Below are 20,065 nucleotides of genomic sequence, written 5' to 3' on the forward strand. Positions count from 1 at the left end.
GCCGGGAAAGGTTGCCGAAATTCGTTCACCTTTTTCTCAGGCGTCCACAAGAATCGCGCCCATGACTTCCAAAATCCGTCACACCACGGTCGATTGCGCCGACGCCTACACGCTCGCCTCCTTCTGGTCCCAGGTGCTGGACCTGCCCGTGCACGACGACGACAAGCCGGGCGACCCGGAGGCACTGATCGAGGGCGCCGGCCTGCTCTTCGTCACCGTGCCCGAACCCAAGACCGTCAAGAATCGCGTCCATCTGGACCTCCAGCCGCAGGACCGCACCCGGGACCAGGAGGCCGAGCGCCTGCTCGCGCTCGGTGCCACGCTCGTCGACGACCACCGGCGGGAGGACGGCAAGGGCTGGGTGACGCTCGCCGACCCGGAGGGCAACGAGTTCTGCGTGGAGCGCAGCGCGGCGGAACGCGGACAGTAGGCGGGTCCGGGCCGAGTCGCTTCGGAACGGCTCGGGACACTTCGGCGGGCACCGAAGCGATGCGGGCCTAGCGTTCCCGTATGAGCGCCGACACCGGACCCGAGACGCCTCCCGTCATGACCGCGTTCGGCGGTCTCCATCGCGCGGGTGAGCCCCTGTTCCTGCCCAACGCCTGGGACCACGCCTCGGCGGCCGCCCTCGCGGCACGGGGCTTCGCCGCCATCGGCACCACGAGCCTCGGCGTGGCCGCGGCCGTCGGCCTGCCCGACGGCTCGGCCGCGACCCGCGAGCACACCCTCCGGCTCGCCCTGACCCTCGGCGCGGAACCCTTCCTCCTCTCCGTCGACGCTGAGGGCGGCTTCAGCGACGACCCGGACGAAGTGGGGTGTTTCGCACGGGAGTTGTGGGCCGTCGGAGCGGTCGGGATCAATCTGGAGGACGGTCTCGGACCGGTGGACCGGCACGCGGCGAAGATCGCCGCGGTCAAGGCGGCCGCGCCGGGGCTCTTCGTCAACGCGCGCACCGACACGTACTGGCTGGGCGGCGGAGAGGAGACGCTCCGGCGCCTGGACGCCTACCGGCAGGCGGGCGCCGACGGCGTGTTCGTGCCCGGCCTGACCGATCCCGGCCGGATCGCCGCCCTGGTGCGGCACCTCGACATCCCCCTCAACATCCTCTACTCACCGGCCGGCCCCGACGTCCCCCACCTCACCGACCTCGGCGTACGCCGGATCAGCCTCGGCTCCCTGCTGTACCGGCGGGCGCTGGGCGCCGCCCTGGACGCCGCCACCGACATCGCCGCCGGGCGGGTTCCGGGCGGTACGACACCCTCGTACGGCGATGTACGGGCGCTGGAGCGCCGGCCCGGTGACCCGCCCGGGACGACCGGCGGGACGGGCCCCGCGGGACGGGCCCCGCAGGACAGGCCCAGCAGGACGGGCCGGCTGCCGCTCACGTCGTCGTGCGGCTCGGTCAGCGGGACGTCCGCTCCCGTGGCCAGTGCTCGAGCGTGATGTGCAGGGCCTCGACCGCCTTGTCCCAGGAGGCCTGCACGTCGCGGGCGGCACCGAAGCCGCCGGTGGACTCCAGGGCGCAGTAACCGTGGAAGGTGCTGCGCAGCAGGCGTACGGCGTCGGTGAGGTCGGGCTCGTCGAGGCCGTAGGCGCGCAGCATTCCGTAGGTGATCTCGGCGGTGCGGCGCAGGGCGGGGGAGTCGGCGACGAGGGCCTGGTCGATACGGATCTGGGTGGCCGCGTACCGGCCGGGTCGCTCCAGCGCGTACTCCCGGTAGGCGCCCGCGAACGCCGCCAGCGCGTCCTTCCCGGCCCGCCCGGCCACGGCCGCCGCGATCCGCTCGATCAGTTCGGCGCCCGCGAACAGCGCGAGCCGGGTGCGCAGGTCCTGCAGATTCCTGACGTGTGAATACAGGCTCGCGTCCTTCACGCCGAAGCGGCGGGCGAGCGCGGAGAGGGTGACGTTCTCGAAGCCGACGTCGTCCGCGAGTTCGGCTGCCGCCGCGACCAGTCGGTCGACGGAGAGTCCGGCGCGGGCCATGGAAGCCACCTCCTTGGATGCCTAGGGCAGATCCTAGGACATCTAGGTGCCAGGCAGGTGGGAGGCAGGTGTCAGGTGTTCAGCAGTGCCTGCCACGGGCGGCGACCAGCTGCACGTCCTCCGCCCTCAGACGCAGGGCGTGGCGGGCGGTGTCCTTGCCCCGGGCCGGGTCCGGGTCCCAGAGCCACACGGTGTCGCCGCTCGCCCGGAAGGACAGGACCGGGTGCGTGGTCGGAACGGGCCCGTTGATGACCGGGATCTTCGAGTTGAGCGGTCTGACGCAGAAGAGTTCGCCCTGGAGGCCGAAGTAGGCGGACGGACGACGCCCTTGGGCGGCGGTCTCCATCGCCCCGTCGGCGGCCCTGTCCACGCCGTCGACGGCGTCGACCGCCACGGTCAGGATCATGACCAGCACCATCAACGGCAGGACCCACCGGACGAGTCCGCTCACACCGGTCTGGATGTTGTAGTGCCGGGCCCAGCCACCCAGCGCGACGAGGAACAGGGAGCACGCCACGGCCAGTCCGAGCGGCCGCAGCGCTATGGCGTACTGCCAGTAGAAGGCCACGTGCACCGAGTCGGCCGGGATCCCGAAGCGTTCCTCCAGGTACATGGCGTGCAGGAACGACCCGGCCCAGGGCAGCGCGAACGGCAGCGGAGCCGCGAGGACGGGCAGGAACCACTGCATGTTGCGGCTGAACCAGGACTCGCTCAGGGCGTACCACAGGCCGAAGGCCGTGAACCCGATGAGCAGGGTGAGGAGCACACCCGCGAACTGCCGGGACAGCCCCACGGGCTGGGAGCCCGCCCAGAAGAAACCGAAGACGGTCAGGCTCCCGACCAGGGCCACGCCCATCGCCAGCCGGACGAGCCACGGCCGGGGCGCGTTCGCCGACACCCATGTGCCCACCGGCCAGCACATACCGAGAGGCCATGCCAGCGCCAGGAACCGCCACGGCGTCGTCAGCGCGCCGATCACGACTCCGCACGCGAGGCTGACGAGCACCACCACGCCGACCACCGCGATCAGGATCGCCTTGCGGCGCGGATCGGCCGACCGGTCGCGCGGCCGCGGCCCGATCGACATGCGGATGTCGTGCACCTCGGGATCGAAAGGCGGGCCGCCGATGTTGCGCCGCTCCAACTCACCGAGAACCCGGTCCCGTTGCTCCTCGCTGTACTCACCGCGCAGATGCAGGGTGTGGTGCAGGTCCCACCCGCCGACGGCGATCCAGTGCTCGACCAGCCGGCGCAGCGCGGGGCTCGCACCGTCCGGCACCTTGTGGTGGACGTGGTAGGTCGTGTTCGGCTCGGCAGGCTTGGGCCGGACGAGCTTGGCCTCCCGTACCCACACGTCGATCTTCCGCCGCGCGGCGAGCGAGGTCAGCCGCTCGCGGGCCGCCGACCTGGCGGTCAACCGTGACCCACGGAGCGGGACTTCGACGATCAGCCCGGTGTACCCGTCGTCCGCGCCGACCGCTTCACCGTCCCGCGCCGGGCGCACCCGCCACCCCTGCGCCGCGAACACACCGGTCGCCAGCTCCAGTTCGTCCCGCTCGTCGCGGACCTCGACGACCAGGCGCACTCTGCGGTTGAACGGATCCGGTATCACCGGCGAAGTTTCGCACAGCACATACACGGCGAACTCCGAGAGGCAAGGCCTCTCCTTGCGCCGGTGGCGGGTTGCGTCATTCCGCAGCCGCCGCCGGGCGGCGTAGGGTTGCCGTGAAGGGGGAGGGGACAGCGTGACGCGTGAGATGCGACGTGAGGGAGAGTCGGCCACCTCGGACGTACCCGCATCACCTCCCCTCTGGCGGCAACGGGACTTCGGCGTCTTCTGGGCCGCGCAGACCCTCTCCTTCCTGGGCGACTCCTTCGCGCTGATCGCCCTGCCCCTGCTGGTGCTCCAGGCCACGGGCTCCCTCGCCGCGATGGGCCTGCTGACCGCCGTCGGCGGGGCGGCCTCGGTGCTGGCGGCGGTGTTCGCCGGGGTGCTGGTGGACCGCGTCGACCGCCGTCGGCTGCTCATCGCCTGCGACCTGGTGCGCATGGTGCTGTACGGGCTGATCCCGCTGGTATGGCTGTCCGGCCCGCATGTCTGGGTGCTGTACACGGTCCTGCCGGTCTGCGAGGCCGTGGGCATGCTGTTCGCGGTCGGTTATGTGACGGTCGTACGCGGACTGGTCGGCACCGCCCGACTGACAGAGGCCAACGGCCGCTTGAACGCGACCGCCGCGGCGGCCGGCGTACTCGGCCCCCTGGGCGCGGGCATCGTGGCCGCGTGGACGGGCCCGGCCGCCGCCGTGGCCGTGGACGCGGCGAGCTTCGCGGTGTCGGCGGCCTGCCTGTTCTACGTACGGATCCGGGAGCGCGCCGGAGACGACGACCGCCCCAGGAACACGAACCTCTGGCAGGACCTGCGCACCGGCGTGTCCTTCCTGCGCGGGCACCCGGTGCTGCGCTCGATCACCGCCCTGCTGTTCGTGTTCAGCTTTCTCACCCTGGGCCTGAACGACCTGATCATCTACCACGTGAAACACGACCTCGGCCACGACGACGGCACGGTCGGCACCGTCATGGCCGTCGCCGCGCTCGGCATGATCGCCGGTTCCCTCCTCGTCGCCCGCGTCCGCCGCCGCCTGGGCTTCGGACCGACCTGGATCGGCTCGACCGCGGTGTGCGGCCTGGCGTTCGCGGGCCTGGGCTGGGTACACCCCGTACCCGCCGTCGCGGCCCTCGGCGCCGCCTACCTCGCCTGCGTGGGCATGGCGGGCACCTGCTCCATGTCCTTCCGCCAGGAAGTCACCCCCGAACACCTCCTGGGCCGCGTCACCTCCGCCTTCTGGACTCTCCAGTACTCGGCGGCCCCCATCGGCGCGGCAGTCCTCACCTGGGCGGCGGAACGAGGCGGCACCGCCCCCGTGGCCCTGGTCGCCGGCCTGTGCTGCGTCCTGATCGCCGTCGTCGCGCTGCTCACGCCGATACGCCGTTCGGGCCGCTCCTGACGCAGCCCGCACGCAGAGCGGTCAGCGCCCGCCAGGCTGCGTCGCGTTCCTCGTGGTCGAACACCTGGGGCGCGACGGAGCGGTCCGGTGCGAAGACGGCGTAGAGGCGCGGGAGATACGACAGATCGCCCCACCACTCCCGCTCGTGTCCCCGGGCCGGCACCCGGCCACAGCCCGTGCACGTGATCCACGGGACCAGGAGCAGCTCCGACGACGGGTGGTCCGGCACCACTGATCGCCCCGGGATCACATCCTCGGCGTCGAGCACCCGCAGCAGCGTGGGCTGTCCGGGATCACCCGGGCACTTGACGATGTCCGCCCCGAGCCGGTCCCACACGCCCCACTGCCGGGCCATCACCGCGATCTCGGCACGCTCCACGCCACCCAGCGGCAGACCGAGTTCACGGATCCGCCGGACCAGCACCGTGAGCCCGGCCTCCTGCTCCCCGATGTCCCAGCAGTCCCGCACCTCGGCCACGTCCTCGGGGAAGGGAAGGAGCGCGGCGAGCCGGCTCCACAGGGCGGCTTCGTCGGCGTACGGCGGCTCGGTCGCGTCGGTCATGCCGGAACCCTCGCACAGACGCCGTCGTCAGCCGTTCACCCCGGTGTAGTGCCGCAGGCTCCACCGCCACAGCAGCCGGGACAGCAGGTAGGCGAGGGCCCCCAGGAGCGGTGATGCCGCCGCCAGCCAGTACGGCGCGCCGGTCGCGTGGCCGTGACCCGTCAGCACCGCCGCCGGGAAGTACGCGACGAAGGCGAGCGGAAGGCCGTACGTCAGGAAGCCGCCCAACGCCTTCGGCAGGACATTGAGCGGGTAACTGCCGAACGTGCCCAGCAGCTCCTCCAGCCAGCGTCCCCAGTAGTCGGCGGCCGGGAAGCGCAACGAGGCGGCGGCCACCACCGTGAACAGGGCCGCCTCCAGCAGCATCCCGCCGAGCACGGCGGCGACCAGGTACACGCTCCGGCCCGCCGTCCAGTCCAGGTGGCTGCGGCTCAGCGCCCCCACCGTCAGACCCACCGCCACCGTCAGGTCGCCGATCGCGTTGGTGGGGAAGAACTGGAGCTGGACCTGGCGGTGGACCGGCATCGGGCGCAGGAGGTAGCCGTCGATCCTGCCCTCCTGGATGGACCGGCCCAGGAGGTGCACCCTGCCCAGGAACAGCACGAACAGACCGTGGGCGAGCATACGGGTCGCCGGGATGAGCAGGACGTCCGAGCTGTCCCAGCCGCCCATCCCGGTGAACCGGGTCAGCAGCACGGTCGCGAACACGATCACCGACACCTGCCAGATCGCGCCGATCGCGATGTTCATCAGGAACTCGGCCCGGTACTCCAGCTGGGCACGGAAGTTGAGACGCGTGACGCGCCACACGATCCGGACGGCATTCATGGGCATCAGCCTCCTTGGGAGACGACACGGCGCCCCGCCCGCCGCCACAGGAACCGGGTGAAGAGCGCCAGCACGACCACCCAGCCCGCCTGCACGGCGAGTTGGAGGCCCGCGTCGGACAGCGGGATGCGGCCGACGTACAGCGACAGCGGCACGTTCAGCGTGGCCTGGAACGGGAGGAAGGAGCTGAGCGTCACGAACCAGTCGGGGAAGAACCACAACGGCGCGTACACCCCGGACAGCAGGTTCTGCGCGAAGAGCAGGATCATCAGCGCGGCGCCGTTGCGCAGGGTCCAGAAACACAGCTGGTCGATGACGAGCATGATGGAGTACAGGACCCACTGGCCGAGCAGCAGGCTCAGCGCGAACACCCCCGCCACGGCGGCCGACCCGGGGGCTTCGACCACTCCGGCCGCCCGGCAGACCGCGTATCCGGTCAGCGCCCACGCCAGCCCGTACAACTGCTCGCCCAGGGCACGCAGCGCGTAGTAGCGACGGGGCGGCAGCGGGCGCAGGTACCAGTAGACGATCGTGCCGAAATGCACGTGCTGCTGCACGGTGTCCCGACCCGTGTACTGGTCCAACTCCCGTAGCCGGGAGGCGAGTACGGCCAGCACGGCGTACGTCACCGCCTGGTCGCGGCCGAGTCCGGCGGTCGTACCGGCGTGCGCGTACAGCCCCCGCCACAGGGACGCGACGAGCACGACCTGGACGGTGAGCCGGAGCAGGGCCGCGGTGACGCGGAGCGGGGCGTTCAGCTCGCCGAGCGGGGTGACGCGGGCGGCGCGCCAGGCATGAACGACCGCCATGTCACACCGCCTCGGCCTGGGCGTAGGCCGTGCGCATCACGTCCTCCAGGTCCGCCTCGTCCACGGCGACGCCCGTCACCTCGTACCGCTCGATGACCAGCTTCAGCGCCTGGTGGACCGTGGGCGCGGCGGGACCGTCCGGGCCGAAGACCGCCTGCGGGCCCTCCCGGCGCAGCAGCGCGATACCCGGCAGCGCGCCGACCGGGGTGTGCGGGTCGGCGAGCGTCGCCCTCACCTGCCAGGTCGAGCCGAAGGTGCGGCGGATCTCGTCCAGGGTGCCGTCGAGGACCAGCCGGCCGTGGTTGACCAGCACCACGCGCTCCGCGAGCCGCTCGACCTCGGTCATGTCGTGCGTGGTCAGCAGCACGGTACGGCCGCGATCGGCCACCTGGTGCCGCAGGAACTCGCGGACCTGCTCCTTGACCACCACGTCCATGCCGATGGTCGGCTCGTCGAGGAAGACGACCGGCGGATCGTGCAGCAGCGCCGCCGCCAGGTCGCAGCGCACGCGCTGACCGAGCGAGAGGTGCCGCACCCGGGTGTCCCAGAAGGAGGAGAGTTCGAGGATCTCGTCGAACTCCCGCAGCCGGGCGGCGTGTTCGGCCTTCGGGACCTGGTAGATGTCCCGCAGGATCGCGAACGACTCGCGCACCGGCAGGTCCCACCACAGCTGGGTGCGCTGCCCGAACACCGCCCCGATGTTGCGGGCGTTGCGCTCGCGCTCCTCGTACGGCACCACACCGGCCACCCGGGCCTCGCCCGAGGTGGGGGTGAGGATGCCGGTCAGCATCTTGATCGTGGTGGACTTGCCCGCCCCGTTCGGGCCGAGCAGGGCGAGCAGTTCGCCCGGGGCGACGTCGAAGCTGATGTCGCAGACCGCGTGTTTGGCGACGCGCTCCGGATCGACCAGGGACCTGAGCGCCCCGGCGAAACCGGGGCGGCGAACCGTCGTGTGGAAGGTGCGGGACAGGGCGCGGACCTCGATGCTGCCGATCACTCGATGTATCTCCTCGTCAGCCGGATCAGCCAGACCGTCGCCAGCAGCGACGCGGCGGACAACACGGTCAACAGCCAGGGCACGGCATGGATCCCGGACGCCTCGATACCGGCGCCCAGCAGCGGCGGCGCGGCCACCCCACCGATCACGGAGGCGGCGATCACCCAGGCGCCGGCTCGTCCGGCCTGCGGAAGAGCCCTGTTCAGCCAGGGCAGACCGGTCGGGAAGACCGGTGCGATGAACAACCCAACACCCGCGTACGCCACCGGCGCCACTCCTTTTACGAGCGCCGGCAGCAGGCAGACGGTCATGCCGGCCGCGCAGACCGTGAGGATGCGCTCGGGGGAGTGCCTGAGCGTGATCGGTACGACGAGGAAGCGGCCCGCCGTCATCATCAGCCAGTACACCGAGGTCGCCACCAACGCCGGGCGGCCGACCCCCTTCAGAGGCCGACTCCCAGCCACTGTCGCCCGCGGTGACGGCGACGTTGAGGATGTGGAGCTCTCTTGCGCGCGAGCGCGGGAGACTCTCTCCTGGATCGCTCCGGAGAGTTCGACGGCCCTTGCGTCCGCCTGACGACTGCCCTCCCGGCAACCGGGGCGGGTCGGGGACCTGCCCGGCAATGCCGGTGGCTTGGCTGTCGTCACCGGCGATCGACAACCTAGCCGGGCGGTGGGAACGCCGCTCAGGATGCGCCGGGACCAACCTGAAGGGGTGACTCGTCGCGCGAGTGTCCGAGGGTGTGTGGGCGGGGTGGCGGCCATGGCCGTCGGCCAGTCCGCCAGCGCCAAGCCGGCGCCGCCCGCCGCCATGAGACCGTAACTCGCGGCCAGCAACGCCCTGTTGCTGATGCTGGAGTGGATGGCGTTGAAGGCGAGAACGCCCGCGACCCCGCCCGCGAAGTGCAGGCTGAGGCCGAGCCCGGCGCCCGACGGGGACAGACCGAACTCCGCGCGCAGGCCGGGCACCGCCGGGCCGTAGAGGGCCTGGAGCATGCCGATGAGGACGAAACCGGCGCAGGACGCGACCGCGGCCGGCCGGGTGAACAGCCGGCCGGCCGCGGGGGCCCTCAGGACCGTCTCGCTCAATTGGCCTCCGAGAACACGAACGAGAACTCGGCGGGCTCGGCCCACAGGTAGTACTGGGGCAGCGGGCCCGGACCGCAGGACTGCGAGCCGATCCCGTGCTGACCGTGGTCGAGGCTGACCCACACACCCGCGGCGGAGCCGCTCTCTGCGGCGGCGCCGGGCGTGAGGTCGGTGCGGTGCGCGGCGGCGTCCAGCTGCTCGGTGGTCCAGCGCCGGGCGGTGAACCAGAATTCCGGGTCGCCCTCGATGCGCAGGCCGCCGATCTCCGCCCGGCGGACGTCGGCGCGGGCGCCGTTCTCCTGCGGACGGACGTATGGCGTCTGCATACGGTCGACGGTCGACTGCCAGCTGCCGACCGCCGACGCGGCCTTGGTATCCGGGTACGCCTCACCGGGGCCGCCGCCGAACCACTTCACCGCGTCGGCCTCGGACAGCCCGAACCGGATGCCGAGCCGCGGCAGCGGCACCGTCCAGTCGCCCTCGGGGACCACGGACACCGTCAGCTTCAGCCGGTTGCCGTCCGACGTCCAGCGGTACACCGTGGACAGACCCACCTCCCAGGCCGCGGGCGCCACCCGGGTGCGTACCGTCAGCGCGTCGTCGCCCAGCTCCACACCGTCGAGCCGGTGCCGCATGCGGTGCAGGCCGTACTTCCGCCACAGCTCGCCGTGGCGGATGTCCGTCTGCCAGGCCGCGCCGTCGTCGTTGTCGGTGGTCGCCCGCCACACGTCCAGGCGCAGACCGGTGACGCCCACGCCGCCGATCGTCCGCAGGGCGCCGGTCCGGGCGTCGAAGGAGGCCGGGCCGAGCGTGATCAGGCCCTCGCCGAGCGCGGGCCCGTCGGTCGGGGCGACGGACGGCACCTGTCGCGCCGACACCGGGACCTGACCCCAGGCGACCACATGGTCCTTGGGCCCCCACGCGGTGTCGGCGGCGAGCAGTGCCCGTACCGTCCACTGCGTCTCGCCGGCCGCGGCCGCGGGCGGCTCGGGCAGCTTCACGTCGGCCGCCGCGCCGGGCGTCAGGGCCGGCACCGGGAGGCTGCCCGAGGCGACCGTCTCGCCGTCCACCTGGTACGACCACTCGAAGGCCAGCCCGGACAGGTCGGCGAAGTCCTGCTTGTTGGTGACGCGGACGGTGCCGTCGGCGCTGTCGCCCTCGATGCCGACCGGCTCGATCACCTTCTTGTACTCGATCAGACCGGGGGAAGGCTCCCGGTCGGGGAACAGCAGCCCGTCGCAGACGAAGTTCCCGTCGTGCAGTTCCTCGCCGAAGTCGCCGCCGTACGCGAACCCGTACCGCTCGTCCTTGATGCCGTGGTCGATCCACTCCCAGATGAAGCCGCCCTGGAGCCGCTCGTACGACTCGAAGATCCGCTGGTAGTCGGCGATCCCGCCGGGGCCGTTGCCCATGGCGTGGCCGTACTCGCAGAGAATGAACGGCAGTTCGCGGCGTCTGTGGGTGCCGCCGTCCAGGCCGCGGCCGATCCGCTCGACCTCCGCGTGGTCGGCGTACATCCGCGAATAGACGTCCGTGTCCCGGCAGTTGATGTCGCCCTCGTAGTGCACGAGCCGCGAGGAGTCCCGGCCGTGGATCCACTCGGCCATCGCGGTCAGGCCGCGGCCGGTGCCCGCCTCGTTGCCGAGGGACCAGATGACGACCGACGGATGGTTCTTGTCGCGCTCGACCATGCGGGCGGCGCGGTCCAGCAGCGCCGGGGTCCAGCGCTCGTCGTCGACGGGGTTGTCCCGCCAGGCCTGCTCGGTGAAGCCGTGGGTCTCCAGGTCGCACTCGTCGACGACCCACAGGCCGTACTCGTCGCAGAGGGAGAGGAAGGCGGGGTGGGGCGGGTAGTGGGAGGTGCGCACGGCGTTGATGTTGTGCCGCTTCATCAGCAGCACGTCCTCGCGCATGGTCTCCGGATCGAGGGCGCGGCCCTTCTCCGGATGCCACTCGTGCCGGTTGACCCCCTTGAAGAGGACCGGTTTTCCGTTGACCTTGATCAGGCCGTCCTCGAGGACGACGGTGCGGAAGCCGATGCGCAGCGGCACGCGCTCGCCCTCGGTGACCAGCAGGCCGTCGTACAGCTTCGGGGTCTCCGCGGTCCACGGCTGGACCGCGACCGTGACCGGTTCGCCGGTTGCCACGTCGATGCCCAGGTCCGGCACGGTCACCCGGCCGTCCACGTCGGACTCGACGTGCAGGGTGCCCTCGCCGGTGACGTGGTCGTAGGAGGCGTGCACGAAGAAGTCGAGGACGGCGCCCGCCGGGCGGTGCAGCAGGGTCACGTCACGGAAGATGCCGGGCAGCCACCACTGGTCCTGGTCCTCCAGGTACGAGCCCGCCGACCACTGGTGGACGCGGACGGCCAGGACGTTGCCGGCGGGCTTCAGCAGGTGGCCGACCGCGAACTCGTGCGGCAGCCGGGAGCCCTTGAACTCGCCGATGTCCGTGCCGTTCAGCCAGACGCGGGCGCAGGACTCGACGCCGTCGAACCGCAGCACCGCGCCGCCGCCCTGGGAAAGGTCCGGCCAGTCGGACGGCAGGTCGAAGACGCGCAGGTGGTCGCCGGTGGGGTTCTCGGTCGGCACGCGCGGCGGGTCGACCGGGAAGGGATAGAGATGGTTGGTGTAGATGGGGGAGCCGTGTCCTTGCAGCACCCAGTGGCCCGGGACCGTCACCTCGGCCCAGTCTCCGGCGTCGTGGCCCTCAGCCGCGAAGCCGTCGTCCTGCTCGTCGGCCGTCTGCGACAGCCTGAAGCGCCAACTGCCATTGAGAGAGAGGGACTTCGCGTCGGAGTGGGCGTACCAGGCGCGGGGCGGCAGGGCGCCGCTGCCCGGGGACACGTCCTCGACGTAATCGATGGATGTCGGGGTGCGGAAGGACATCGGTCTCCTAGCTCAGCCCTTGATGCCGGTCTGCGCGATTCCCTGGACCAGCCAGCGCTGGAGGAAGAGGAACACGAACACCAGGGGCAGGATGGAAATGGTGGTGGCCATGAAGATCTGGTGGAAGATGACCGTCTGGTTGGTCATGTACGACGACAGCGCGACCTGGACGGTCCATGAGCCCGGGTCCTGGCCGATGACCAGCGGCCACAGGAAGGCGTTCCAGCCGTTGATGAAGGTGATGGTCGCCATCGCCGCGAAGAAGTTCAGCGAGTTGGGCACGACGACGCGCCAGTACGCGCCCCAGTAGCCGAGCCCGTCCACGCGTGCCGCCTCCTCCAGCTCCTTCGGGAACCCGAGGAAGTACTGCCGGAAGAGGAAGCAGGTGAAACCACTGAACAGGCCCGGAATGATCAGGCCGCGGTAGCTGTCCACCCATCCGAGTGACGAGACCAGCACGAAGCTGGGCACGAAGGTCACCGAGGTCGGGACCATCAGGGTGCCCAGAACGGCGTAGAAGATCTTGTTGGCGTGTTTGTACGGGATGCGGGCCAGGGCGTATCCGGCGAGGGAGCACACCAGCAGGATGCCGACGGTCATGGAGACGGCGACGACCAGCGAGTTCCACAGCGACCGGGCGAAGTCCACCGACGTGTCGTCGAACAGCTCGCTGACGTTGCCCCACTGGAGGTGGGTGGGGAAGAACTTCCAGTGCTCCCCGGTGATCTCGGCGTCCGTGGAAAGGGAGTTGCGGACCAGTATGTAGAACGGGATCAGGAAGAGGAGGGCGGCGATTCCGATGGCGATGTAGAGGCCGGTGTTGCCCATCATGCCGCCGACGCGCCCGCTGCGGCGCTTTTCTGCCGTGGGCCTGGTCTTCCGTATGCCGGGCGTGGTGGTGGTCACTTGGACTCGTCCCCCCTTCCGAAGCCCATGATCTTGCCCTGGAACAGGGTCACGATGATGATGAGCAGGGTCAGGATGACCGCGCCCGCGCTGCCGGCGCCGTAGTCCTGTTCCGTGCCCAGGGCCTTGTAGTAGAGCTCGACCAGCGGCGGCCGGCCCCAGGTCGTCTTGTCCAGCAGGTTGAAGAACTCGTCGAAGGCCTGGTAGGCGGCGATGAGCAGGAGCAGGATCACCGCGGTCGAGGTCGCCCGCAGCTGGGGCAGGGTGATGTACCGGAAGGTCTGCCAGCCCGGCTTGGCGCCGTCGATGGCGGCGGCCTCGTACAGCTCCGACGGGATGTTCTGCAGCGCGGCCAGGAAGAGGATCATGTAGAAGCCTGACTGCAGCCACAGGCGGACCGTGACGATGACCAGCCAGTACCAGGGCGGGTCGGGGGAGGCCAGCCAGGCGATGTTGTCGATCCCGAACCAGCCGATGACCGTGTTCGCCAGGCCGAAGCGGACACCGCTGAAGATGGACATCTTCCAGATCAGCGCCGCGGCGACATAGCTGCACGCGGTCGGCAGGAAGAACACCGAGCGGAAGAACGCCCGCATGAAGCGCAGCCGGTTCACCAGCAGGGCGATGCCCAGGGACAGTGCCCAGGTGGTGGGCACGATGAACGCGGCGAAGACGGTGAAGGTGCCGAGCGACCCCACGAACTTGGGATCCGTCAGCATGTACGAGTAGTTGTCGAAGCCGATGAACTTCTCCGGCGTGACGGTGAAACGCGCGTCGAAGAAGCTGAGGTAGACGCTCCAGCCGATCGGCACGTAGATGAAGACGATCAGCCCGATGAGGAACGGGGCGGTGAAGAGCCAGAAGTTGAAGGTGCGGCTGGCCCGCAGACCCCGCCGCGGCCTGGCCGATGTGGCCTTGACCGGGGCGGGGCTCGCGAGGTCGCGCGTCGTCGTCGACATGTCGCAGTCCGTCCGTCGACCTATCCGAAGAGCTTCTTCAGCTGGCGGTTGACTTCCGTGTCGCACTGGTCGAGAGCCTTCTCCGGGTCACCGCCCTTGCGGACGCAGTTGGCGAACAGGTCCCATGTCGCCTGGATCATCGCCTGGGTCCAGCCGATGTTGTCGAAGTGGCCGTACGTGTTGAAGAGCTTGACGCCCTCGGCCGGCAGGCCCGACTTGAGCTTGGTGGCGGTCGAGGCGATGGAGGTGCGCGGCGGGATGTGGAAGCCGTACGAAGTGGCCCAGTCCTCCTGGTACTTCTTCTGCTCGATCCACAGCCACTTCACGTATTCCTTGGCCGCGTCGACGTTGCTGCCCTTGGCGTTGACGAACATCGACCAGCCGCCGTTGTAGACCGAGGGCTTGCCGTCGTCCGTGACCTTCGGGAAGGGGAAGATCCCGAGGTCGTCGCCGAGCGCCTTCTGGAACTGCGGCATGGCCCACATACCGCAGAACTGGATGGCACACAGGCCCTGGCTGAGCGAGGAGGGGTCCCAGAAGTCGGTCGGGGCGCCGAGGAGCAGGTGGCCGCTGGTGAAGAGCTTGCGCATCTTCTTGAGGCCATCGAGGACACCGGGCGTGTGGTAGGCGATCTGGTTCTTGGAGTCGAGGGTGTCGGCGCCCGCGGACCAGATCATCGGGTTGACCACCGCGTGCAGGTCGTTGCCGAGGTAGAGGCCCTTGACCTTGCCGGTGGTGAGCTTGGCGGCGGCCTCGATCAGCTCGTCGAGGGTCTCCGGCACCTTGACGCCGGCCTTCTTGAAGAGCGAGGGCCGGTAGAAGAAGAACTGCGGGTCGTCGATCATCCGGACGCCGTATATCTTCCCGTCCACCGTGTGCGAGGCGATGTCGGCCGGGTTGAAGTCGTCCTTGACCGGGGTGACGATGTCGGTCAGGTCCGCCACCTGCCCGCTCTTGACCATCTGGATCTGCGGGTGGAACTCGAACAGATCCGGCGCCTGCTTGGTGAGCAGCGTCGCGAAGAGCTTGCTCTCGAAGTCGCTGCTGGTGATCCACTGCATGGTCACGTGCGCGTCCTTGTACGCGGCGGCGTACCGCTCGAGCGCCTGCTTCGTTCCCGTCTCACCGTAGGCGTGGAACATCTGGGTGAGCTGCTTGCCCGAACCGGACCCGCCGCCACGGCCGTTGTTGCCGCCGCACGCGGCCAGTGTCCCGGCGGCGGTCATGCCCGCGGCGGCGCGGAACAGTGATCGGCGGGACCAGTTGCTGTTGCTCATTGCCGACATGCTGACGTCCTTGTCTCGAAGTGCGGCTGCGGCTCCACAGCTCAGCTGCCAGGTGGCTCGAATTGCTTTGCGGTGCGGGACGTTAACCTTCGGCTAAGGCTTCGGCAAGGGGTTGGACGAAGTCTGTTCGAAGCGTTGTATCCGGTTCGGAATCCCGAACGCCGGTGGTTGGTGAGGGAGTTGAGGGCCGCCGGGTCAGGGAGGAGGCCGGCGGCCCTCGGCCGGGGGTTCCTACTGCCTGGACCAGGCCTCGTTGGCGCCGCCCGTGCAGCTGTAGAGGATCACCTCGCTGCCGTCGGCCGTGGCCTGTCCGCCGACGTCCAGGCAGGTGCCCGACGCCTCGTTGACGATCTGTCCGTTGGCATTCAGCAGCCAGCGTTGTGTGCCGTCACCGGCATAGGAGGCCGCGGTCGTCAGCCCCGAACTCCCCGCCGTCAGATACCCGTCGGCGCCCTTCAGGGTGCCCCGCGCGTCGTACGACCACGACTGCCCGGCGTCGCCCGTGCAGGTGGCGATCGTGGCGCCGGAGGCGTCGGCCGTCAGGCACTTGCCGGACTGCTTGCCCTGGAGGGCGCCGGTCAGGGCCGAACTGCCGCGGCCCCTCTGGTCGAGGACGTAGGTGGTGATGGAGCGGGGTGCCAGCGTCGCCAAGACCGAACCGCCGCTCACCGACGGCCTGGCGACATCCGCCCAGTTCTCGTCGGCCGACGTCCGCACCGCCTGCACCGCCCGCATCGGCGACCTGCTGTTGAAATGCAAACTCAGCGCCGTGTCCGTGGTGTTGTGGTTGTTCACCACGACCACCCACCTGCCGTCCCGGTCGTACGCCGACACCTCGACGCCGTCCGGCACGCCGGTCACGTTGTGTGCGACCGCGCCCGGCCTCACGAACTTGCTGTACTGGCCCAGAGCGTAGTAGCGCTTGGTGAAGTACAGCGTCTGGTTGCCGTTCGTCCGGTAGTTGGGGTCGTAGTAGATCAGGCCGTCGTTCCAGCCTTCGTCGTTCCTCGCCAGCGGATCGCCGCCGGTCATCTCCGACAGCGCGACCCACCACTGGAACGCCGAGTCGTGCGCGGTCGCGAAGTCCTTGTAGATGATCCGGGAGAGGTTCAGACCGCCGTCGATGGTCGGGTCGTACTCCTGTGCCCAGCCCGTGCCGCCCTTGCCGAAGCAGCAGATCTCCGTGGACCAGGACTGCCTGCCGAGGGACCTGGCGGTCTCGTAGACCTCCGCCCGGTTCGCGTCGCTCGGGTTGTCGTACGTGTGATGGGCCAGCCTGGAGACGTACTGCGCGGTGTCCGGCTGCGCCATCCACTGCGGTACCTCGGAGTTGAACCGGACCGTGCTGCTGGACTCGTCGGCGATGATGCCCGTCCGCTGGTGCCGGGCCCTTAGCTCGGCGCCGAGCGCCCGCACGATGTCGTCACGCTGGGAGACATCGACGAGCATGCCCTCCTGGCCGCAGGAGTCGAAGCTGTTCGTCGGCTCGTTGAACGGGCTGATGTAGTCCAGCCCGACACCCTGCCGGGCGAAGTGGCCGGTGACGTCCGCCACGTACTTCGCGAAGTCCTGCTCGTTCTCCGCCTTCAGATGGCCGCCGCAGCTCTTGCCGTCGGTCTTCCACGCGGCGGGCGCGCTGTTCACGAAGCCGATCAGGTCCCGGACGCCGTACCTGGCAGCTGCGTACAGGAAGTAACGGCCCCCCTTGTCCCTGCTCCAGTCGTACGTCCCGTCGTCGTTCAGGAAGTCCTCGGGCGCACGGGGAGCGTAGGCCACCCCGACGCCGCCACCGCCGATGTTGTAGCGGTACGAACTGAGGTCCAGGCCCTGCCGCGAGAACAGCAGCCCCGCCACCCGGGCCCGGACCCCGGGGTCGAAGTTCTGCAGGTCGTTGACCCACCAGGCGCCGGACGCACCGATGTTGTCGATCGTCTGCGCGGCGTGCGGCGAGACCTCGGCCGGGCCGGCAGCGGCGGCGTTCGCGGGTGGAGTGGCGAGCAGGGTCCCCGTGACGGCCAGCGCGGCTGCGGCGGTCGCTAGGACGGATCTGTTGGTGCGCGTCAAGACTGCATCCCTTCCGTCGTCATGAAGGCGGTGCGGTACGGCTCCTTACAGAGGTGGTGCGCTTCGTGCCGTTCCTCTGCCCGACCGACTGCAACGCCCCTTCGAGCGCGAACGTCGCCGCGCCCAGGGACACCGGGTCGGTGGGGATCGGGGAGAGGACGATCTCGGTGGCGGCCAGCGGCCGCCGCAGCGCGTGCCGGGCGACGGCCTCGCGCACCTCACCGAGCAGCGGCTCACCGAGCCGGGCGGCGACCCAGCTGCTGAGCACGACCACTTCGGGATTGAGGAGGTTGATCAGGTCGGAGATGCCCGCCCCGAGGTAACGGGCGGTGTCCCGGACCACCTTGACCGCCACCGGGTCGCTCGCGGCGACCCCGCGGGCCAGCGCCTCGATGGTGGCCGTCTGGTCCTCGGGGTGCAACAGCGTGCTCTGCGGGCTCAGTTCGCGCAGGTTCTGCATGATGCCGGGCGCGCCGACGTACGTCTCCACGCAGCCGTGGTTCCCGCAGTGGCACAGCCGCCCGTCCAGGACGAGCGTGGTGTGACCCCACTCGCCGGCGCTGTTGCTCACGCCCCGGTGCAGCCCGCCGCCGAGCGCCAGTCCGGCACCGACGCCCGTGCCGAGGTTGACCACCACCGTGTCCCCGCGCCCCCGCGCGGCCCCGAACCACAGCTCGGCGACCGCGCAGGCGCGCAGCGGGTTGTCCAGGTACAGGGGGTACGCGATGTGCTCGGAGAGCAGGTCGAGCAACGGCACGTCGTGCCAGTCCCAGTTGGGCGCGTACTCGGCGATGCCCGTGTCGCGGTCCACCTGGCCCGGCACGCTCACCCCGACGCCGAGCACCCGCGCCGCCTCGACCCCGGCCTGCGCGACCACCGAGCCGACGGCCGCCGCGACATGGCCGACCACCTGCTCCGGGCGGCTCTCACCGGGGCGCATGCCCTCGTCGGCGCGGGCCAGGACATTCAGCGCGAGGTCGAACAGCTCGACGTGGACGTACGTCTCCGCGATGTCGACGCCGATCAGCGCGCCCCCCGACGCGTTGACGGCCACCAGCCCCCGGGGGCGCCCCCCGGCCGAGTCCTCGAAACCGACCTCTGTGATCATACGGAGGTCGAGCAGCTCACCGACGAGCGTGGCGACCGTGGCCAGGCTCAGCCCGGTGGCGGCCGCCAGCTCCTGACGGGACGTGGGTGACGCGGCGATGATCTGGCGCAGCACCTCGTAGCGGTTCGCGGTGCGGATGTCACGTGATGTGCGCTTCACGGAGCTGCCCCTCCCAACCTTTCCGGTCCGGGCCGGGCACGTCGGCACCGGCCCGGCGCAAGGCTATGGGCTGCGAAGGACTTTCGACAAGGGGTTAGGAAAGGGGGTGTATAAAGTCAGCCGCCCAGGGCATCCCGCACGAAGGCGTTGGCGAACTTGCGGCCGGGATCCAGCTCTTGCGCGAGCGCGCGGAAGTCGGCTAGGCGTGCATACCGTCGACGGATTTCTGTCGCCGGAACGGTGAAGACCTTGCCCCAGTGCGGCCGCGGATCGAAGGCGTCCAGGGCCTCCTCGACCCGGCGGACCACCGGGAGCACCGCCGCCGTGTCGTCGGTCCAGGTGAAGTGCAGGGCGACCGAGTCGCGTCCATGGGCGGGACTGAGCCACTGCGGGTCGGCGGCGACCGTACGCACCTCGCATGTCTGCAGTACGGGGGAGACCGTCTCCCGAATACCGTCGATTGCATACAGCGCATCCAGTGCTGTCGACCGCGGCATCAGGTATTCCGACTGCAACTCGTCCCCGCTGCTCGGCGTGAATTCCGCCCGGAAGTGCGGCAGCCGCTCGTGCCACGGCCCGGGCACCCCGAACTGCTCGGTGCAGTTGACCGCGGGCATGCCCGGCACCGGGTGCTGCGCCTCGGTCGCGGGCGCGGCCCAGGGGAAGTCCACCGGCGACCGGTCGGTGCGCCGTTTGAGCCACACCTGCCGGAAGCCCGGCTTCCGCCAGTCCGTGAACAGGCTCACGCTGTACGCCGACGCCGCCACCGTCTCGAAGTCCAGCCCGGTGAGGGGCAGCTCGGTGAAGACGTGCTGCTCGACCTCGTACGCCGGCTCCAGGTCGAGGGTGAGCGTGGTGACCACGCCGAGCGCGCCGAGGGAGGTCACGGCCCCGTCGAAGCGCGCGTCACCCCGCGCGATCGTCGCCGTCGAGCCGTCCGCCGTGACGAGCTCCACCTCGCGCACCGCCGCGGAGAGGGGGCCGTTGCCGACCCCCGAGCCATGGGTGCCCGTCGCCACCGAGCCAGCCACCGAGATGTGCGGCAAGGACGCCATGTTGGGCAGAGCGAGGCCGCGCGCGTGGACGGCGCGGGCCAGTTCCGCGTACCGGACGCCGCCCGAGACCCGTACCGTGCGGGCCGCGGTGTCCACGTCGATCACCGGCGGCAGGTCGGCGATCGACAGCAGCACGCCGTCGGCCCCCGGGTCGGCGATCTTGTTGAAGGAGTGGCCGCTGCCCAGCACCCGCACCCCGGCGCTCCCGGCCACCAGGGTCCTGAGCGCGTCGAGCGAGCCGGGTCGGTGGAACTCCTCGACCGTATAGGAGATGTTGCGCGCCCAGTTGGTGACCGTTTCCGTCATTCCTGTCCGTCCTCCGGTGAGTGCGTGTCCATTGACCCTCTCATTCGCCGACATCTACCGT

Annotated in this window: 17 protein-coding genes; 3 read left to right on the forward strand and 14 right to left on the reverse strand. The window is 70.2% G+C overall.

Annotated elements, in window-relative coordinates; genetic code table 11:
* Window positions 1–61: 61 nt before the first annotated feature.
* Together ACIPSA_RS11135 and ACIPSA_RS11140 are read left to right on the forward strand one after the other, a co-directional pair.
* Window positions 62–430, forward strand: coding sequence for a VOC family protein (locus tag ACIPSA_RS11135; protein ID WP_402631879.1), 369 nt, complete (start codon window positions 62–64; stop codon window positions 428–430).
* A gap of 80 nt (window positions 431–510) precedes the next feature.
* The gene (locus ACIPSA_RS11140; RefSeq protein ID WP_402631882.1) at window positions 511–1,443 is read left to right on the forward strand and encodes an isocitrate lyase/phosphoenolpyruvate mutase family protein; all 933 of its coding nucleotides are present in this window, start codon (window positions 511–513) and stop codon (window positions 1,441–1,443) included.
* Here the strand turns inward: ACIPSA_RS11140 and ACIPSA_RS11145 are convergent.
* A complete protein-coding gene (locus ACIPSA_RS11145) occupies window positions 1,403–1,984 on the reverse strand; it encodes a TetR/AcrR family transcriptional regulator (RefSeq protein WP_402631885.1) in 582 nt (193 codons plus the stop codon). The two genes, ACIPSA_RS11140 and ACIPSA_RS11145, sit on opposite strands and share 41 nt — an antisense overlap.
* A 79-nt stretch (window positions 1,985–2,063) precedes the next feature.
* A complete protein-coding gene (locus ACIPSA_RS11150; protein WP_402631888.1) occupies window positions 2,064–3,596 on the reverse strand; it encodes a hypothetical protein in 1,533 nt (510 codons plus the stop codon).
* Window positions 3,597–3,741: 145 nt separating this feature from the next.
* Between ACIPSA_RS11150 and ACIPSA_RS11155 the strand changes: the two genes are divergently transcribed.
* Window positions 3,742–4,989: an MFS transporter gene (locus tag ACIPSA_RS11155; protein ID WP_402633718.1), complete on the forward strand. Its 1,248-nt coding sequence runs from the start codon at window positions 3,742–3,744 to the stop codon at window positions 4,987–4,989.
* Here ACIPSA_RS11155 and ACIPSA_RS11160 read toward each other — a convergent pair.
* The 12 genes from ACIPSA_RS11160 to ACIPSA_RS11215 all read right to left on the reverse strand — a co-directional run bounded on the left by ACIPSA_RS11160 (window position 4,958) and on the right by ACIPSA_RS11215 (window position 20,004).
* The gene (locus ACIPSA_RS11160; RefSeq protein ID WP_402631891.1) at window positions 4,958–5,551 is read right to left on the reverse strand and encodes a hypothetical protein; all 594 of its coding nucleotides are present in this window, start codon (window positions 5,549–5,551) and stop codon (window positions 4,958–4,960) included. The two genes, ACIPSA_RS11155 and ACIPSA_RS11160, sit on opposite strands and share 32 nt — an antisense overlap.
* 27 nt (window positions 5,552–5,578) lie before the next feature.
* Window positions 5,579–6,379 (reverse strand): ABC transporter permease, encoded by an 801-nt coding sequence (locus tag ACIPSA_RS11165; RefSeq protein ID WP_402633720.1) that lies wholly within the window; start codon window positions 6,377–6,379, stop codon window positions 5,579–5,581.
* Window positions 6,380–6,384: 5 nt separating this feature from the next.
* Window positions 6,385–7,188 carry an ABC transporter permease gene (locus ACIPSA_RS11170; RefSeq protein WP_402631894.1) on the reverse strand — a complete coding sequence of 268 codons (804 nt, stop codon included), beginning with the start codon at window positions 7,186–7,188 and terminating at the stop codon, window positions 6,385–6,387.
* A 1-nt stretch (window position 7,189) separates the two neighbouring features.
* Window positions 7,190–8,185, reverse strand: a complete 996-nt coding sequence (locus tag ACIPSA_RS11175) for an ATP-binding cassette domain-containing protein (RefSeq protein ID WP_402631897.1) — start codon at window positions 8,183–8,185, stop codon at window positions 7,190–7,192.
* The gene (locus tag ACIPSA_RS11180) at window positions 8,182–9,273 is read right to left on the reverse strand and encodes an MFS transporter (protein WP_402631900.1); all 1,092 of its coding nucleotides are present in this window, start codon (window positions 9,271–9,273) and stop codon (window positions 8,182–8,184) included. The genes ACIPSA_RS11175 and ACIPSA_RS11180 overlap by 4 nt, the downstream gene beginning before the upstream one ends.
* A complete protein-coding gene (locus ACIPSA_RS11185) occupies window positions 9,270–12,161 on the reverse strand; it encodes a glycoside hydrolase family 2 TIM barrel-domain containing protein (protein ID WP_402631903.1) in 2,892 nt (963 codons plus the stop codon). The genes ACIPSA_RS11180 and ACIPSA_RS11185 overlap by 4 nt, the downstream gene beginning before the upstream one ends.
* Before the next feature lie 12 nt (window positions 12,162–12,173).
* Window positions 12,174–13,067 carry a carbohydrate ABC transporter permease gene (locus ACIPSA_RS11190; RefSeq protein WP_402631905.1) on the reverse strand — a complete coding sequence of 298 codons (894 nt, stop codon included), beginning with the start codon at window positions 13,065–13,067 and terminating at the stop codon, window positions 12,174–12,176.
* Window positions 13,064–14,026 carry a carbohydrate ABC transporter permease gene (locus tag ACIPSA_RS11195; RefSeq protein WP_402631908.1) on the reverse strand — a complete coding sequence of 321 codons (963 nt, stop codon included), beginning with the start codon at window positions 14,024–14,026 and terminating at the stop codon, window positions 13,064–13,066. Before ACIPSA_RS11195 ends, ACIPSA_RS11190 begins: the two co-directional genes overlap by 4 nt.
* Window positions 14,027–14,046: 20 nt before the next feature.
* A complete protein-coding gene (locus ACIPSA_RS11200; protein WP_402631911.1) occupies window positions 14,047–15,312 on the reverse strand; it encodes an ABC transporter substrate-binding protein in 1,266 nt (421 codons plus the stop codon).
* Between the two features lie 231 nt (window positions 15,313–15,543).
* Complete coding sequence (locus tag ACIPSA_RS11205; protein ID WP_402631914.1) at window positions 15,544–17,376, reverse strand: glycoside hydrolase; 1,833 nt, start codon at window positions 17,374–17,376, stop codon at window positions 15,544–15,546.
* Window positions 17,377–17,395: 19 nt separating this feature from the next.
* The gene (locus ACIPSA_RS11210) at window positions 17,396–18,643 is read right to left on the reverse strand and encodes an ROK family protein (protein WP_402631917.1); all 1,248 of its coding nucleotides are present in this window, start codon (window positions 18,641–18,643) and stop codon (window positions 17,396–17,398) included.
* A gap of 116 nt (window positions 18,644–18,759) precedes the next feature.
* A complete protein-coding gene (locus ACIPSA_RS11215; RefSeq protein ID WP_402631920.1) occupies window positions 18,760–20,004 on the reverse strand; it encodes an FAD-binding protein in 1,245 nt (414 codons plus the stop codon).
* Between the last annotated feature and the right edge of the window lie 61 nt (window positions 20,005–20,065).

It is taken from the genome of Streptomyces sp. NPDC086549 (assembly GCF_044746205.1).
Lineage (GTDB): Bacteria > Actinomycetota > Actinomycetes > Streptomycetales > Streptomycetaceae > Streptomyces.